This is a genomic window from Pseudomonas sp. SIMBA_067 (assembly GCF_046534675.1).
Lineage (GTDB): Bacteria > Pseudomonadota > Gammaproteobacteria > Pseudomonadales > Pseudomonadaceae > Aquipseudomonas > Aquipseudomonas putida.
Map to the genome: position 1 here is coordinate 327,706 of NZ_JAWRYH010000008.1, position 15,075 is coordinate 342,780.

13 protein-coding genes are annotated in these 15,075 nt (G+C 62.5%); 1 reads left to right on the forward strand and 12 read right to left on the reverse strand.

Translation table 11 applies throughout. From position 1 onward, the window contains the following. Window positions 1–18: 18 nt before the first annotated feature. From SB765_RS19365 to SB765_RS19390, 6 genes are all read right to left on the reverse strand, one after another. Window positions 19–1,437: an efflux transporter outer membrane subunit gene (locus SB765_RS19365; protein ID WP_410931767.1), complete on the reverse strand. Its 1,419-nt coding sequence runs from the start codon at window positions 1,435–1,437 to the stop codon at window positions 19–21. Next, window positions 1,434–2,309: an efflux RND transporter periplasmic adaptor subunit gene (locus tag SB765_RS19370; protein WP_410931768.1), complete on the reverse strand. Its 876-nt coding sequence runs from the start codon at window positions 2,307–2,309 to the stop codon at window positions 1,434–1,436. Before SB765_RS19370 ends, SB765_RS19365 begins: the two co-directional genes overlap by 4 nt. Beyond that, window positions 2,306–2,518 carry a DUF1656 domain-containing protein gene (locus SB765_RS19375; protein WP_410931769.1) on the reverse strand — a complete coding sequence of 71 codons (213 nt, stop codon included), beginning with the start codon at window positions 2,516–2,518 and terminating at the stop codon, window positions 2,306–2,308. The genes SB765_RS19370 and SB765_RS19375 overlap by 4 nt, the downstream gene beginning before the upstream one ends. Then, window positions 2,515–4,602 (reverse strand): FUSC family protein, encoded by a 2,088-nt coding sequence (locus SB765_RS19380; RefSeq protein ID WP_341797255.1) that lies wholly within the window; start codon window positions 4,600–4,602, stop codon window positions 2,515–2,517. The genes SB765_RS19375 and SB765_RS19380 overlap by 4 nt, the downstream gene beginning before the upstream one ends. Beyond that, window positions 4,599–5,051 carry a MarR family winged helix-turn-helix transcriptional regulator gene (locus SB765_RS19385; RefSeq protein WP_341797254.1) on the reverse strand — a complete coding sequence of 151 codons (453 nt, stop codon included), beginning with the start codon at window positions 5,049–5,051 and terminating at the stop codon, window positions 4,599–4,601. The genes SB765_RS19380 and SB765_RS19385 overlap by 4 nt, the downstream gene beginning before the upstream one ends. Before the next feature lie 211 nt (window positions 5,052–5,262). Continuing rightward, window positions 5,263–6,057 (reverse strand): tetratricopeptide repeat protein, encoded by a 795-nt coding sequence (locus SB765_RS19390; protein WP_410931770.1) that lies wholly within the window; start codon window positions 6,055–6,057, stop codon window positions 5,263–5,265. Between the two features lie 207 nt (window positions 6,058–6,264). Between SB765_RS19390 and SB765_RS19395 the strand changes: the two genes are divergently transcribed. Continuing rightward, window positions 6,265–6,822, forward strand: coding sequence for a WYL domain-containing protein (locus tag SB765_RS19395; protein ID WP_063426220.1), 558 nt, complete (start codon window positions 6,265–6,267; stop codon window positions 6,820–6,822). Window positions 6,823–6,935: 113 nt separating this feature from the next. Here SB765_RS19395 and SB765_RS19400 read toward each other — a convergent pair whose 3' ends face one another. The 6 genes from SB765_RS19400 to SB765_RS19425 all read right to left on the reverse strand — a co-directional run. Continuing rightward, on the reverse strand, window positions 6,936–7,799 hold the full coding sequence (locus tag SB765_RS19400; RefSeq protein ID WP_410911059.1) for an ABC transporter permease: 864 nt from the start codon (window positions 7,797–7,799) through the stop codon (window positions 6,936–6,938). A gap of 14 nt (window positions 7,800–7,813) precedes the next feature. Beyond that, window positions 7,814–8,677 (reverse strand): ABC transporter ATP-binding protein, encoded by an 864-nt coding sequence (locus SB765_RS19405; RefSeq protein WP_410931771.1) that lies wholly within the window; start codon window positions 8,675–8,677, stop codon window positions 7,814–7,816. Window positions 8,678–8,683: 6 nt separating this feature from the next. Further along, window positions 8,684–9,703, reverse strand: a complete 1,020-nt coding sequence (locus SB765_RS19410) for an ABC transporter substrate-binding protein (protein ID WP_341797250.1) — start codon at window positions 9,701–9,703, stop codon at window positions 8,684–8,686. Between the two features lie 17 nt (window positions 9,704–9,720). Then, window positions 9,721–10,620, reverse strand: coding sequence for a TauD/TfdA dioxygenase family protein (locus tag SB765_RS19415; RefSeq protein ID WP_410931772.1), 900 nt, complete (start codon window positions 10,618–10,620; stop codon window positions 9,721–9,723). Window positions 10,621–10,819: 199 nt separating this feature from the next. Continuing rightward, window positions 10,820–11,161: a tryptophan synthase subunit beta gene (locus tag SB765_RS19420; RefSeq protein WP_341798848.1), complete on the reverse strand. Its 342-nt coding sequence runs from the start codon at window positions 11,159–11,161 to the stop codon at window positions 10,820–10,822. 171 nt (window positions 11,162–11,332) lie between these two features. After that, a partial coding sequence (locus SB765_RS19425; RefSeq protein WP_410931773.1) for an immunoglobulin-like domain-containing protein occupies window positions 11,333–15,075 on the reverse strand: 3,743 nt, incomplete at its 5' end.

The window sequence follows — 15,075 nt, forward strand, 5'->3', positions numbered from 1 at the left end:
CTTGCCGGCGATTGGGCCTCAAGGCTTGGCGGTGTCCTTCCAGCCTCCACCCAGCGCCAGGAACACCCCAATCTGCCCCATGGCTACCTGACTATTGGCCGCTGCCAACTGCGCACGCATGTCGGTATAGGTGCGTGTGGCCTGCAAATCCGCCAGGAACGATTCACGCCCTGCCTGGTAATACCGGTGGGTCTGGTCCGCCGCTTCCTTGGCCGATTTTTCTGCCTCGGCCAAGGCATCACGCCGGTCCAGCAGGGCGCTGTACTGCGCCAGGCGGGTCTGTGTTTCGCGGATGGCGTTCAGCACAACCCCATCGAAGTTCGCCAACGCCGCCTGGGTTGAAGCTTCGGCCATGCGAATACGCGCACGGGTGCCGTTGGTAGGGATGCTCCAGCTGATCTGCGGGCCAAAGCCCCAGCGGTTGGTTGCGGGCTCACCGAGGTTCTCCAGGATACCGATAGTGCCAACCTGGGCGCCAATGCTGATGTCCGGGTACAAGGCGCCAGTGGCCACGCCAATATAGGCGGTGGCAGCAGCCAACTGGCGCTCCGCCTGGCGCACGTCTGGGCGACGTTTGAGCAGCGCGGCGCCATCACCCACCGGGACCAGCTGGTTCAGGTGTGGCAGCTCGGCACAATCGGCGGTACCGGCAGGCAACTGGTCGACCGGTTTGGCCAGCAGCGCGGCCAGTGTGTACATGCCAGTTTCTCGCTCGGCCTTGAAGCGTGGCAGTTCGGCGCGCAAGGATTTGAACTGGGTCTGCGAACGGGTGACCTGGGTTTCATCACCGCGGCCGGCATCGCGCAGGCGCTGGTTGAGCGTGACGCTCTGCTCCTGCAGGTCCAGCGACTCGCGGGCGATGTGGAGTTCCTCGTTGGCCGAACACACCTGGGTGTAAGCCTTGACCACATCCGCCACCAGGGTGATACGCGCGGTATCGGCAGCGGCCTGCACCGCGTCGGCATTGGCCTTGGCGGCCTCGGTGCCGCGCTTGAAGGTACCCCACAGGTCGAATTGGTACGAGGCACTGATAATAGCCTCGCCAATGTTGGCCACTGGTACCTTCTCGGGCTGCAGGAAGGCTTCGCCCGACTCCTGCAACCGCTGGGCGCCGAGTTTGACGCCACCATTGAAGCCACCTTGCGATTCGGCCACTTCGACCTGGGCGCGGGCCTTGGCGATGTTGGCCGCCGCCACGCGCAACTCGGTGTTTGCACTCAGGGCCTGACGCACCAGCGCGTTCAGCCGCTGGTCCTGATACAGCTGCCACCAGTCCTCGGGCACCGGCGCCGAGACCACGCTATCGGCATCCTGGCGCAGCGGGCCGCTCAGATCGCTGCGTTGCACCGCAGCGTCCTTGGGCACCTCATAGTCGGGCCCGACCATCATGCAGGCCCCCAGCGACAGGCACAGGCCGGCCAGGATCAGCTGCTTCATGGGCGCTGGCCCTCGATGATCGACACCGTGGCGGTGCGCCCGGCAATCATGCGGAAGTCCTGCGGCACTTCATCGAAGGCGATGCGCACCGGAATACGCTGGGCCAGGCGCACCCAGCTGAACGCCGGGTTGACGTTGGGCAGCAGGTTGGCGCCGCTGCTGCGGTCGCGGTCTTCGATGCCCGCGGCAAAGCTCTGCACATGGCCGCGCAGGCGGGTGTTGTCGCCCATTACGCGAATGTCCACGGCATCACCGATGTGGATGCCACCCAGCTTGGTTTCTTCAAAGTAGCCATCGACGTGGTACGAGGTGCTGTCGACCACCGACAGCACCGGGCGGCCGGCGGTGACGAATTCGTGGTTACGCGGGGCGCGGTCGTTCAGGTAGCCGTCCACCGGGCTGCGCACCACCGAACGGTCGAGGTTGAGCTGGGCGGTATCGACTGCCACCTGGGCCTCGCTGACAGCCGAGCGGGCGCGGGCCTCGCGGGACTGGCTTTCTTCCAGCTGCTCGGCGGCCACCAGGTTGCCCAGCTTGCGGTTGCGCTGCGCCTCGCGTGAGGCCTGGGCCAGGGTTTCCTGGCGTTCGCCCAGGGTAGCCTTGGCCTGGCGCAGGGCCAGGCTGAAGCGGTCCTGGTCGATGGTGAACAGCACGTCACCGCGTTTGACGGTCTGGTTGTCGCGCACCTCGACCTTCTGGATCAACCCCGACACATCGGGGGCGATCTGGATCACGTCGGCGCGGATGTGGCCGTCGCGGGTCCAGGGGGCAAACATGTAGTACACCACCATCTGCCACACGAGCACGGCGGCGAAGGTCACTACCAGCAACGTCAGGACCACACGGCCCAAGGTCAACAAAGGTTTTTTCATGGCAGCATCAGGTTTCGGCAAAAGTGGTCCACCGCGCCAAGCAGCACGGCATACAGAGCAACGTTGAACAACGCCCGGTGCCAGACCAGGCGGTAGAAATGCAGGCGCACCAGCACCGCGTGCACCCCCAGGAACACCAGGTAGGTGCTAAACATCATCACCAGCAGCGTGGGTAGAAACACCCCGCTGATATCCAGTTCACCAATCACAGGGGCGCTCCGTCGAGGCCGGGGGGCAGTTGCGGTTGTTCGGCGGGTTCGAGCATCACTTCCACGCCCGGCAACAGCGCCAGCCGCAGGCCACTCAGGGCATGCAACAGGTGGGTGCGGGCATCGCCACGCTCGTACAATTCATCCAGGTTCAGCGCCAGGCGTGCGCGTTCCATGTTGCGCAGCAGCGCGGCCGGGGCATGCAGGCGCTCACCGGCCCGCAGGCAGGCGGCGTAGTGCGCGCCGACTTCTTCGACCACCGTGCGCAAGCGCTCGCGGGCCTGCTGGCCGGCGCGCGGCATATAGGCCAGCAGGTCGAGCAAGTTCAGCCCCACGCGCAGGTCACGCAGTGCCACGCCGCTGTCCTGGCCGGTTTGCGACAGGCGCGGGAGGTGCTGCATCAGGCGGTCGAGCATCTGTACGCCCACCTGGCGTTGCTCGGCCAGGGTCGCCGGCTCGGTCATTTCGACAATGTCGCGCCAGGCGAAGCGGGTCATGCGCTTGGCCGCCAGCTCCACGCCGAACGGGCGCATCACCAAGGTCCAGATGAACGCGAACAACAGGCCAACGGGGCCGGCCAGGTTGGCGTTGAGGAAGGTGAAGAAGTCGGCGTCGTAAGCACCCTGGATGCTGATGAAGGTCGAGGTGTTGACGATGGTCAGCAAGGTGCCCAGGTAGAAGCGCGGCTGCACGGTCAGGGTGCCGATACAGATGAACGGCACGGCAAACGCCAGCACCAGCATCGGGAAATCGTGCAGGTTGGGCAGCACCAGGAACAGGTACAGGCTGGAGAAGATGACCGACATCAGCGTCCAGAAGAAGAACCGGTAGATCTGCGGCGCCGGGTCGTCCATGGCAGCAAAGAAGCTGCACGACACGGCAGCAAGGATCACGGCGCTGGCGCCATCGTTCCAGCCCAGGCCAATCCACAGGCCGCACGCCACCACAATCGCCAGTACGGTAGAGGCCACCGAGTACAGCATCAGGCCACGGTCGAAGAATGCCGTCAGGCGGCCCAGGCGCCAGTGGCGATACACCGCGCGCCAAGGCTTGGCATCGTCGGTACGCAAGGCGTGCTGCAGGGTGCAGCAGTCCTGCCACAAGTCAGCCCATTCGGTCAGGCGGTACAGGGCGTTGGACAGCAGCAGTTCGGCGCGCTGGTCGAGGGCGGCGGCACCGGGCTGCAGGCGGTCGATCTGCTCGTGCAGCGCGGTCCAGCGCGTTACCGAAGCGCTGTGAGCAGTGCCTTTCAGCCATTCGCGCGCGGCTTCAAGCACGGGTTGAAGCTGGGCGAACTGGGCCGGGGCACGGCCCTCCAGGGCCACAAGTGCGTCGTCGAGCGCATCAATGACCGGCAGCAGGTGAATCATCCGCCCACGCAGCTCACGAGCGTTCTTCAGGGTATGTGGGCCGGCACCTTCGTGGCCTAGCTGGCCGATCATCAGCTCCAGCGAGTTGAAGGTGGCGACCATCGCCCCGCGCATGCCGCCGACCTTGTCGGCGCTGGCTTCGCGGGCCAGGTAGGTGTCGCTGTAGCGGATCGCCTCGGTGAACCAGTTACCGGTGGCGCCGACCACCACGGGGGCCAGCCGGCGCGGCCAGAAAATGGCGCCGACCACTGCCGCACAGACAATCCCCAGGCAAATTTCCTGGGCACGGGAGGACGCCACGTCGAACACCGCCAGCGGGTTGTCGACCACCGCCAGGGCGATCATCGGCAGGGTATAGCCAGCCAGCATCAACACGTAGTTGTTGGCCGTGCGCAGGTTCAGCGACAGGAACAGCAAGGTGCCGGTCCACAGGGCGATGGCGATGCTCAGCAGCAACGGCGACTGCACCAGCGGCGGCACCAGGAAAATCGCCCCGCCGGCACCCAGCAGCGTGCCCACGGCGCGGTACAGCGCCTTGGAACTGGTGGGGCCGACGAAGGGGCTGGAAACGATATACACCGTGGCCATGGCCCAGTAGGGGCGCGGCAGCTGCATGAGCAACGCGATGTACAAGGCGATCATGGAGGCGGCGAAGGTACGCGCACCGTAGAACCAGTCGCGGGCCGGTGGTACAGAGCTGAAGAAGCCGTTCATGCCACCCCGCCCGTACCGCCCAGGCCGGCTGCTTCAAAGGCGCGCAGCACGCGCAAGGTGGCTTCCAGGTCGGCCTGGTCGATACCGTTGAGCACATCGCGGCGCAGGCGCACCAGCTCGGCTTCGATGGCCTCGGCCAGGGCACGGCCTTCGGCGGTCAGGCTCAGGGCCTTGGCGCGACGGTCCAGTGGGTCCTCGCTGCGGCACACCAGGCCAGCCTTGCACAGTTGGTCGAGCAGGCGCACCAGTGATGGGCTTTCCAGGCCGGCAGCCTGGGCTACGGCCACCTGGTGCACACCGTCGCCCAGGCGCACGATCATCAGCAGCGGCGCAGCGCAGGCTTCGGAAATGCCGTAACCGGTCAGGGCGGTATGGCAGATGCGCCGCCAATGACGGGCGGCGACCACCATGCCACTGCTGACTTGCAGGCGCAGGAGATCAAGGGACATGAAGGGAACCAAGGATATTCATAGTTTGCTAACTATCAATATACGCCTTGCCCTCCCCCTGTCGTCAACAGTGGGCGACGGACAACCGGGTTAAATGTTGTTCATTTTTTAGCCTGTGCCGGCCTCTTCGCGGGTAAACCCGCTCCTACAGGTACCCCACATTTTGAGGCTCGTGGTTTCCCGCGAAGAGGCCGGAACAGGCAACAGAAAATCAGGGCTGGATCTGGTCTTCCAGCTTCATGGTCAGTGCCAATGTGCTGCCCATCTGCACCGCCCGGTCCCGCCATTCCTGATAGCGCGCTGCATCACGGCTGCTGAAATGCACCGCCAGCTCCTCTGCCGCCTGCACCACCCCCGCCGCTGCCGCCAGCTCCAGCCAGTACAGCGCGGCCTTCAGGTCGGCCTCTACATACAGCCCGTGCATCAGCCGGTAACCCACCTCAAAGCGACAGCGTGCTTCACCCCGCTCTGCCCCGCGCATGAACCAGTGGTAGGCCTGAACCAGGTCGACCTGCCAGTCCAGGTCGCCGTCGCACACCTCCTCCTCATACAGGTCGCCCAATGCCGCGGCCGCGTGGAGCATGCCCCGCTCAAAGGCCTGCCGATAGCACTCCGCTGCCTGCACGTAGGAAGGGTCGATGCCTTTGCCAAAGTAATGCTGCTGCCCCAGGTTGAACCAAGCGGCGGCATTGCCTTGCAGGGCCGCCATGCGCAGCAGGTGGCCGGCCAGCACGGTATCGGCACGCCAGTACTTGCCGTTGAGCCAGATCCAGCCGAGGTCGTTGAGTGCCGCTACGCTGCCCAGCAACGCCTGGCGGCGCAGGTCGGCATACACCGCCTGCAGGTCGCTGGCCTCATCCAGGCGGTTGACCAGCAACGAGCGCTGGCTGGGCAGACCCACACCGGCAAACAGCCACTGTCGCCTCCCGACCGGGGCCGGTGGCGCAATGACCCGCTCGGGAAGAAGGCGGGCAAGCAGCGAATGGATATTGCTGGCAGCAGACATGTTCATCCTCATTGAACGACGCACAACCCCAACCTTCGGCTGTGATGAGGCGTGATTCTGCGTGACGTCACGTCAAAACCTGTCGCGAACGAATCGGCACACGGCAACCAAATGCGAGTTCCTTGATCTGAGCAGGCTGTGGCCAATTGCCATACAGCACGCGTGCCGCCATCCTGTTGCGGCAAGCCTAGACAAGGACGTTACATTTTGCCGTTCGCCACCACTCGCGCCACCCTCAGCCGTCAGTGGGCGCTGCTGCGCCAGCTGCCCAACCGCTCCCCCGGCATTACCAGCGCCGAGCTTGTCTGGGGCCTGCGCGATGTCGGCTTCACGGTCAGCAAACGCACTGTCGAGCGCGACCTCAATGAGCTGTCGCTGATATTCCCGCTGGAGCGCAATGACAAGAGCATCCCGTTCGGCTGGCACTGGTCGGCGAGTGCGGTGGGCGAGTTGCGCGGTAACTTCGACTTGCTGACGCACCTACGGGGGGATGCGTTGCAACCGGCGAAGGGTGAGGGGGTGGAGCTGGTGGCACGGATCAGCGATGCACTGGCGCGGCAACTGCGTGTTGCACCGTTGAGCAGCGACATGCAGCTGACGGCGCTGGAGCATGGGCATCGGTTGCGGGCCACGGTGAGTGACGGCTGGCCATTGCGCTGGTGGCTGTTGAGCCATGGGGATGGGTTGGTGGTGGAGCAGCCTGTGGTATTGAGGGAAGAGATTGGCAAGATCCTGAGCAATGCGGCGGCTCAGTACCTGAGTTGATAGCCTGTACTGGCCCTATCGCCGGCAAGCCAGCTCCCACTGGAAAGCCACAAGCCTCACGACCTGTGGAGTACCTGTGGGAGCCAGCTTGCCGGCGATAGGGCCAGTACAGGTCAGCGCTGCATCCCCCAACGCCGCACGGTCAGCCGCTCCAGGGTGTTGAACACTAACCCTTCCACCAGCAAACCAATCAGGATCACCACCGCCAACCCGGCAAATACCTTGTCGGTATACAGCTCGTTGCGGTTCTGGAAGATGTACCAGCCCAGCCCGCCTTTACCGCTGCTGGCGCCAAACACCAGTTCGGCGGCAATCAGGGTGCGCCAGGCAAAGGCCCAGCCGATCTTCAGCCCCGACAGGATCGACGGCAAAGCCGCCGGCACCAGGATGTGCAGCACCAGCCGCAGCCCTTTCAGGCCATAGTTACGGCCCGCCATGCGCAGTGTTTCCGAGACCCCAAGAAAGCCCGCGTAGGTATTCAGCGCCAAAGCCCACAGCACCGAATGCACCAGCACGAAGATCAGGCTATTGTCGCCCAGCCCGAACCACAGCAAGGCCAGCGGCAGCAGGGCAATGGCCGGAAGCGGGTTGAACATCGAGGTCAATGTGCCCAGCAGGTCGCGGCCCAGCTGGGTCGAAACCGCCAGGCTGGTCAGGCCGAATGCCAGGACGATGCCCAGTACATAACCCTTGAGCAGAATCACCAGCGACACGCCAACCTTGGCCGGCAGTTCGCCACTGATCATCCCGTCCCACAGGGCGGCGGCGGTTTGCAAAAAGCCTGGCAACAGCAGGTCGTTGTCCTGATAGCGGGCGACGGCCTCCCACAGCACAGCGATCACCAGCAGGATAACCGCCTTGCGCAGCCAGCCTTGCTGCCACAGGCGCCGGGCCAACGGCAGTTGTCGTTCCAGAGGCACACTGAGCAGGGGCTCCAGCTGCACCTCGTATTCCTGGCGTACAGGTGTAGTGGTCATGGCTGAAGCTCCTGTCAGTAGGCGATGCGAATATCGTTAAAACCAAGCTCGTCAGGCTGTTGCGGGGTGTCCGCCTCGTCAAACAGCAGACGGTGGATACGCCGGGCACTGGCCTGGAAGTCGCTGCCACCCAGGCTGCCCAGGTCGTACTGATGGCTGTGCACTTCGGCCCGTACCCGCCCCGGGTGCGGCGACAGCAGCAGGATGCGGTTGCCGACCACCAGCGCCTCCTCGATGGAGTGGGTCACGAACAGCAGGGTGAACCGTACTTCCTCCCACAGCAGCAACAGCTCTTCCTGCATCTTGCGCCGGGTCAGCGCATCAAGGGCGGCGAACGGCTCATCCATCAACAAAATCTTCGGCTGTGTGGCCAAGGCCCGGGCAATCGCCACGCGTGCCTTCATGCCACCCGACAAGGTGTGTGGATAGGCATCAGCGAAGGCGGCCAGGCCGACCTTCTCCAGGTAATGCAGTGCCCGCTCTTCGGCTTCGGCGCGCTTGAGCTGGCGCGACACCAGCAGCGGGAACATGACGTTCTGCTTTACCGTTTTCCACGGCGGCAGCTGGTCAAACTCCTGGAACACCACTATGCGGTCGGGGCCCGGACCACGGACAGCCTGGCCCTGCAACAGAATCTGCCCTTCCTGCGGCTGGATGAAACCGGCGACGGCCTTGAGCAAGGTGGACTTGCCGCAGCCTGAGGGGCCAAGTAGCACAAAGCGGTCGGCACGGTCGACTTCAAAGCTGACCTCGTGGGTGGCCCGCACCACGCGTTGCGCGGTGCGGTATTCGAGGCTGAGGTTATCCACCTTGAGCAAAGGCGGCGTTGCGACACGGCTCAGGTTGCTGGCCGTGTGGCCTGGCAATGGGGCGGTCATGATCGATCAGCTCCCTTGCAGCGGGCGTTCATCCTGGAAGAAGTAGTCCTTCCACGATTCCGGCTTATGCTTGATGGCGCCTACCCGATAGAGGAAATCGGCCAGCTTGTAGGTGTTCTTTGGCGTGACGGTGAATTCGTACTGCGGGTTGTCGATCAGCTTGATCAACGCGTCGCGGTCGATCTTGGCCTTGGTCACACGGATGTAGGTGTCGGCGGCAGCTGCCTTGTCTTTCTGGGCGAAGTCTGCGGCTTCGGCCAGGGCGTCAACGAAGGCCTTGTAGGTTTTAGGGTTGTCCTTGCGAAATTTCTCGGTGGCGAACAACAAGGTCGGCGAGTTGGGGCCGAGCAGGTCATAGCTGTTGAGCACCACATGCACGTCCTTGTTGGCCAGTACCTGATCCTGGAACGGCGGGTTGGAGAAGTGCCCGTTCAGCTCGGTACCGCCGGCCAGCAGCGCGGCAGTGGCATCGGGGTGAGGTACGGCGAGGGTGTATTTGTCGAGGCGGTTGTATTCCTTGTCGCCCCACTGCTGGGCGGCGGCATACTGCAGGAAGCGCGACTGCACCGAAACACCGACCGCTGGCACGGCGATGCGATCTTTGTTGGAGATGTCGGCGATGGTCTTCACGTTGGGGTTGCTGCTGACCAGGTAGTACGGGAAGTTGCCCAGCGAGGCCACGGCCTTCACATTCTGCCGACCCTTGGTGCGGTCCCACACCGTAAGCAACGGGCCGACACCCGCGCCGGCGATGTCTACCGAACCGGACAGCAGTGCGTCGTTGATGGCCGAGCCACCCGACAGCTGGGCCCAGTCGACGTCGATTTCGATGCCCTGCTCCTTGCCGTGCTTTTCGATCAGGTGCTGGTCACGCACCACGTTCAGCAGCAGGTAGACGATGCCGAACTGTTCGGCAATGCGGATCTTGCCTTCGGCCTGGGCCACTGCAGGGGCAGCCAGGCTGCCAACGACCAGGCTTGCGCCCAGGCCGATGCTTGCCGCCAGGCGGCTGATGGATTTGCGCATGATGATGTCCTCAGTCGTCAGAACGGGGCGTCGCCCTGGATGGTGGTGCGGTACAGCTTGCGGCGCAGGTGTGCGGGGCAGCCGGCGGCCAGGTGGATCAACGAGCGGTTGTCCCAGAACACCAGGTCATGGGGCTGCCATTGGTGGCGGTAGATGTTCTGCTCCAGCACGCTCAGTGCGTACAGCTGTTGCAGCACGTCGCGGCTTTCATCGTCTGGCAGGCCGACGATGCGGGTGGTGAAGCCTTCACTGACAAACAGCGCCTTGCGGCCGTTCTCCGGGTGGGTGCGGACCACCGGGTGGATAACTTCCTGTACCTGCGCCAATTGCTCGGCGGTCAGGTTCGGGCGCCAGTTACCTTCAAATTTGGTTTCGGCGTAACGGGCGGTATAGGAGTGGGCAGCACTGCGGCCCTCGACCACTTTGCGCAGGGCGTCGGGTACGGCGTCCCAGGCTTTGTGCATGTCGGCGAACAGCGTATCGCCGCCTTCGCTTGGCAGTTCCTGGGCATGCAGCATGGAACCGAGGCTGGGCAGCGCTTTGTATGAAAGGTCGGAGTGCCAGAACTTGCCAGCATCACCCAGGCCGATGTTCTGACCGTTTTCGATGATGTTGGAAACGATCAGGATCTCGGGATGGCCTGCCAGCAGGAACTGCTTGAGCACATGGATCTGCAACTCACCAAAGCGGCGGCTGAAGGCAATCTGCGTTTCCGGGCTGATGCGCTGGTCGCGGAACACCAGCACATGGTGGTCGAGGTGGGCGCGATGGATACGGGCGAAATCCTCGGCGTTGACCGGTTTGGCCAGGTCCAGGCCGATGATCTCGGCGCCTACGGCACCGGAGAACGGGCGGATTTCGAAAACTTGCGGCTGGGCGCTGTCGATGGTCGACAAGGCGTTCGAGGCGGCTGACATTTATCACTCCCACGCAGTGCGCGACTTCAATGGCGCGCAACGATCAGAAACGCACGGGGATTTCCCGTGTGGGTTCAAGTCGTGCGGCGCATCGATTGGTCGACGGGTACGCAGTGGATGTGACTATAAAGTCATAAGCGCGATATTTTAAATACCTTTAAAGAATAACCATATCACTGTCGCCGGGGCTGCCCTGCTGTCAGATCAGCCCACCCTGCTCTTCTTCGTCGATCAGGTTGTTGAGGCTGCTGAGCGCCTTGCGCGCGGTGGAGCGGTTGAGCAGCTTGGCCTGTGCGCCGGCGGGCAGGTCGGTGATCTTGAACACCCCCTTGGCGGTCAGCACGTCGATGAGGTCCTCGAGCACGCGGATCATGTCCAGGTCACTTTGCTTGAGCTGGTTGAGGCTGTTTTCCACGGCGTCATCGGCAAACCATTCCTGGATATCGGCATGGTCGGCGGGGAGCATTTCGGTGAACTGGTCAAAAGCAGCTGCTTCTACCCGCAGCAACTGGCCAGCGGCGTCGCGTTGCACGTAGAACATGGCGGTGTCCCTCGTCACGTTGGTTCCTTGTTGGTAGACAGCAGCATAGGCAAAGATCGCCGGGCGCGCAGGCCCGGCGCAAGAGTATGCGCTGTCAGCAGATGGCAGGAAAGACCCGTGTGGGAGCGGCCTTTGTGTCGCGAAAGGGCCGCGAAGCGGCCCTGTAGCGCATCAGCTGTCTTTGTTGTGGATGATGATGGTCGGGTCAGCACCGCTGATCAACGAGTTGACCGTGGTGTTGGACCAGTTCACCCCTTCAAGCTTGATGGTCACATCGGCATTTGCCAGACCGCCAGCATCGTTGAGCTTGCCTTCGCTGCTGACCTGCAACGTGGTCGTGCCTTCCACAGTGGTGAGTTTCAGGTAGTTGTCGATCGTGCTGCCCTTCTCACCTTGCAGCAGATCGCTCAAGTCGATCTTGTCTTTCTCGCCTACCTTGAAGTCCTTGATCACGTCGTTGCCGTAATCGCCCGCCTTCCACACGAAGGTGTCGGCACCGCTGCCACCGATCAGGATATCGTCGCCGTGGCCACCGATCAGGGTGTCATTGCCAGTACCGCCCAGCAGGATGTCGTTACCCCTGCCACCATCGAGCGTGTCGTTACCACCTTGGCCGAAGAGGATGTCGTTGCCGTTGCCGCCGGACAAGAAGTCCTTGCCGTCGTTGGCACCGGAGATATCGAACTCGGTGTAATGCTCGGTGATGTACTGGTGCACGTTGCTGGTGGTAACAGCACTGGCTTCGACACCGCTTTTCTGCGCAACGTAGGTCTGCAGGGCCTGATACCCCTCGCTGACGACACCATTGAGGGTGATCAGGTCACCGAAGATGATGTCGTTGCCGTTGCCGCCATCGATGGTGTCTGCACCTGGCAAGATCGCCTCGGAGTGGCCCAGAATCGCCTTGGCCAGGTCGGCCGGGTCGATGTTGGCCTGTGGCTTGCCAGCAGTGTCATAGGCTGTCAGGTCGCTGAGCGAGACATCGCTGTTCAGGCCAATCGCCTGCACCTTGCTCAGACCGGTATCTTTGCCACCAAGTACGGCAAAGCTCGCAGTGGAACCTGCCGCTGAGTAGTAATAGTTCCAGGCGTCAGCGTAGCCAGTACCCGCCAGGTCGGAGGTCTCGTAGGTACCATCACCTTGGGCATGGATCGTCCCGATCTCCTTGGTCGAGTCGAGCCTGCCATTACTCCTGTAGGTAGAGACGGTGATGAGCCCGTTACTGCTGATCTCAACCTTGTGCGTACTGTCGGCCCAGGCACTGAAGGTGTCGCCAATCTTGTAATTGTTGACGTTGACCACGTCATCCAGATACTTGCCATTGGTCCATAGGCGAGGGTTGGTGCTTTCCCCGTTCTGGTAGTAAGTCGGCTTGCCATCAGTGATGAAGTAGGTGAGGTTCTCCGCACCAGAATTGCTCAAGGCCACAGTGCTCTTGAAGAAGTTGGACGTGGTCTTGAACGCGTCTTCGTAGTTGGTACCACCGCCGTAGCGAGAACCGCCCACCATCGAGTCCAGTACCGTCTGCAACTTGCTCAGGGCATCGGTATCGTTCAGGTTCACCGTCACGTTCTTGTTGACCTGGGTGTCGAAGTCGACCAAGAAGATGTTCACGGTACCGGAGGAGTCGGAGCCCAGGCTCGCTTTCAGCGTCTGGAACACGGACGCCAGCTGGGCCTTGGCCGTGGCAACAGACTGGTCACTCATACTGCCCGAGCTGTCGACCATGAAGGCAATGTTGTAGTTCTTGCCCTGGACCACGTTCAGGCCCGACACGTCGGCGACGATGATGTCGTTGCCTTCGCTGCCGGTCATGGTGTCGTTGCCCGAAGTACCCACGCTGGCCTTGTAGGTTGCGCCGTACACCGTCACCGGGATGTTGCCGGTGGTGATGGCCGAACCGCCCAGGCTTTCGGTGGCAGTCGAGGTGACCGTGATGTCGAACGAGCCTTTGTAGTAGGCCGGCGGCGTCAGGGTCAGGCCGCTGAGTTTCCAACCGGTTACATCCACCGGTGCGCTGCCTACCGTGACCGTGTGGCCTGCACCATCGCTGAGTACAGTGCCTTTCGGGATGCCGCTGAGGCTAACGTTCAGGGTTTCGGAGCCATCGGTGTCGGTCAGGGCAGTATTGATACCAACCAGTTTCACCGAGCCACCTTCCGGCCCTTCGTTTAGTTTGTAGCCGTCGTAGTAGCTCTGACCATTCACGGTGTGCAGGTCGGACACGCCCAGGCCAGCGTTGGCCATCTCGGTCACGTTCTGATACATCTTGATGTTCGAGCTGCTCAGGTCAGTGGCCGCACCCGAGCCTACCTGGATGTTCAGGTCATAGCTGCCTGGACCAGACTGGTTGGCATGGTAGACCTCGATCGGGTAGTAGCCACTGGTGTTCGGGGTGAAGGTACCCGAAACCTGGCCACCGGCACCCCAGGTAGCCGTGACCACAGTCTTGCCACCAATGGTGACCACGAAGCTGTCGTCGGCGGTACCGCTGAAGGTGTAGGTCTTGCCGGCTTCCAGGTAGATCAGGCCCGACGTTTTCGAGCCGGTGCCAGCAGTGACGCTGCCATCGGACTGCACGTTGGTAGTAGTGCTGCTGGAGTTGGCGTTGCCAGAGTTGGCAAATACCGTCTTCAGGTCCTCGCCGGTAATGCCATTGCCACCAGTACCCAGGCCTTTGAGGCTGGTCCAGACTTCCTTGGTCAGGCCTTTGGAGTCGATATCGGCGCTGCCGAAGCTCAGCGTCGGTTTGTCGGCTACCGGACTGATGTCGACCTTCATGGTCACTTCTGTGCCCAGGTTGGTGCCATCGTTCGGCTTGTACCTGAACTGTGCGTAGTCGGCCTTCTGGTTACCCACGCCATTGCCACCGTAGTTATCCGAGCCCGACTGGTTGAGAAGCGGAACGAACTTCAGGTTCTTGGCGATGATGTCAGCTTGGCTCACCACCTGGCCAACGGTCACATTCACCCAGGCAGTACCGTTGAAGAACTGCAGGCTGCCTGCGCCGGGGATAGAGGTAATGGTCACCGACAGACCGGTGTTGCCATCGGCATCGGTGACTTTGAAATCACTCCAGGCGAACACGTAGTCGGTGTCTTCCACGCCAAACACCGCGCCACCAGGCGAAACTGGCAGGTGGTCGTTGTCGAGGATGGTGGTAGTCACGCTCGATTTGCTGCTATCCACCTGCAGGTTCTCGAAGTTGCCACCGGTGGCAGTTTCGATTTTCACCACGAAGTTCTCGGTACCTTCGACCAGCTTGTCGTCGATGGTAGCGATGTTGAACGTGGTGCCTGTGCTGTTGGCCGGGATCTTCACGGTGGTGACACCGGTGAAGTCCTCACCGTTTTTGGCGGTGCCGCTGTAGCTGAGGGTGATCGTGACTTCGGCCTTGGAGGCGTTGCTCAGGGTTAGCGTGTACTGGCCGGTTTCGCCCTCGGTCAGCGAACTGGTGCCGGTGATGCCGACCGTGGTGACGTCACCTTGGTTGCCGGTGCCTGGGGTACCCGAGCCTGGCTCGTCGGTCACGGTGGTGCTGACCGAGGTCTTGTCCAGAGTCAGTTGCTCGAACTTGCCGACATCAGTGCCGCTGACCGAAGCGATCGACTTGATCACAGGGTCGTTTGCACCGACGTAGACGTTGTCCGGGGCAGCCACGGTGGCAGTACCCACGGTGCCGTTGGCCGGCACGGTGATGGTGGTCTTGCCATCGTTCAGGGTGAATGTCAGCGCCGAGTGGTTGTTGATCGGCAGGCCATCTTTGTTGGTCAGCGTCACGGTGTAGGTGATCACGCCACCTTCGGTGACCGACGGGGTCGCAGTAAGTTTCGCGATGACTTCGTCGGTGGTGTCGGTGACGTTGACCTTCGCCGCGTCGCCCAGCTGCAGGTTCTCGAAGGTACGGCCGCCGA

Excerpts from the sequence above, each read along its gene's own strand:
- SB765_RS19400 (WP_410911059.1), bottom strand. The coding sequence starts at position 7,799 with ATGACCACTACACCTGTACGCCAGGAATACGAGGTGCAGCTGGAGCCC.
- SB765_RS19380 (WP_341797255.1), bottom strand. The coding sequence starts at position 4,602 with ATGAACGGCTTCTTCAGCTCTGTACCACCGGCCCGCGACTGGTTCTAC.
- SB765_RS19390 (WP_410931770.1), bottom strand. The coding sequence starts at position 6,057 with ATGTCTGCTGCCAGCAATATCCATTCGCTGCTTGCCCGCCTTCTTCCC.
- SB765_RS19415 (WP_410931772.1), bottom strand. The coding sequence starts at position 10,620 with ATGTCAGCCGCCTCGAACGCCTTGTCGACCATCGACAGCGCCCAGCCG.
- SB765_RS19405 (WP_410931771.1), bottom strand. The coding sequence starts at position 8,677 with ATGACCGCCCCATTGCCAGGCCACACGGCCAGCAACCTGAGCCGTGTC.
- SB765_RS19385 (WP_341797254.1), bottom strand. The coding sequence starts at position 5,051 with ATGTCCCTTGATCTCCTGCGCCTGCAAGTCAGCAGTGGCATGGTGGTC.
- SB765_RS19410 (WP_341797250.1), bottom strand. The coding sequence starts at position 9,703 with ATGCGCAAATCCATCAGCCGCCTGGCGGCAAGCATCGGCCTGGGCGCA.
- SB765_RS19420 (WP_341798848.1), bottom strand. The coding sequence starts at position 11,161 with ATGTTCTACGTGCAACGCGACGCCGCTGGCCAGTTGCTGCGGGTAGAA.
- SB765_RS19365 (WP_410931767.1), bottom strand. The coding sequence starts at position 1,437 with ATGAAGCAGCTGATCCTGGCCGGCCTGTGCCTGTCGCTGGGGGCCTGC.
- SB765_RS19370 (WP_410931768.1), bottom strand. The coding sequence starts at position 2,309 with ATGAAAAAACCTTTGTTGACCTTGGGCCGTGTGGTCCTGACGTTGCTG.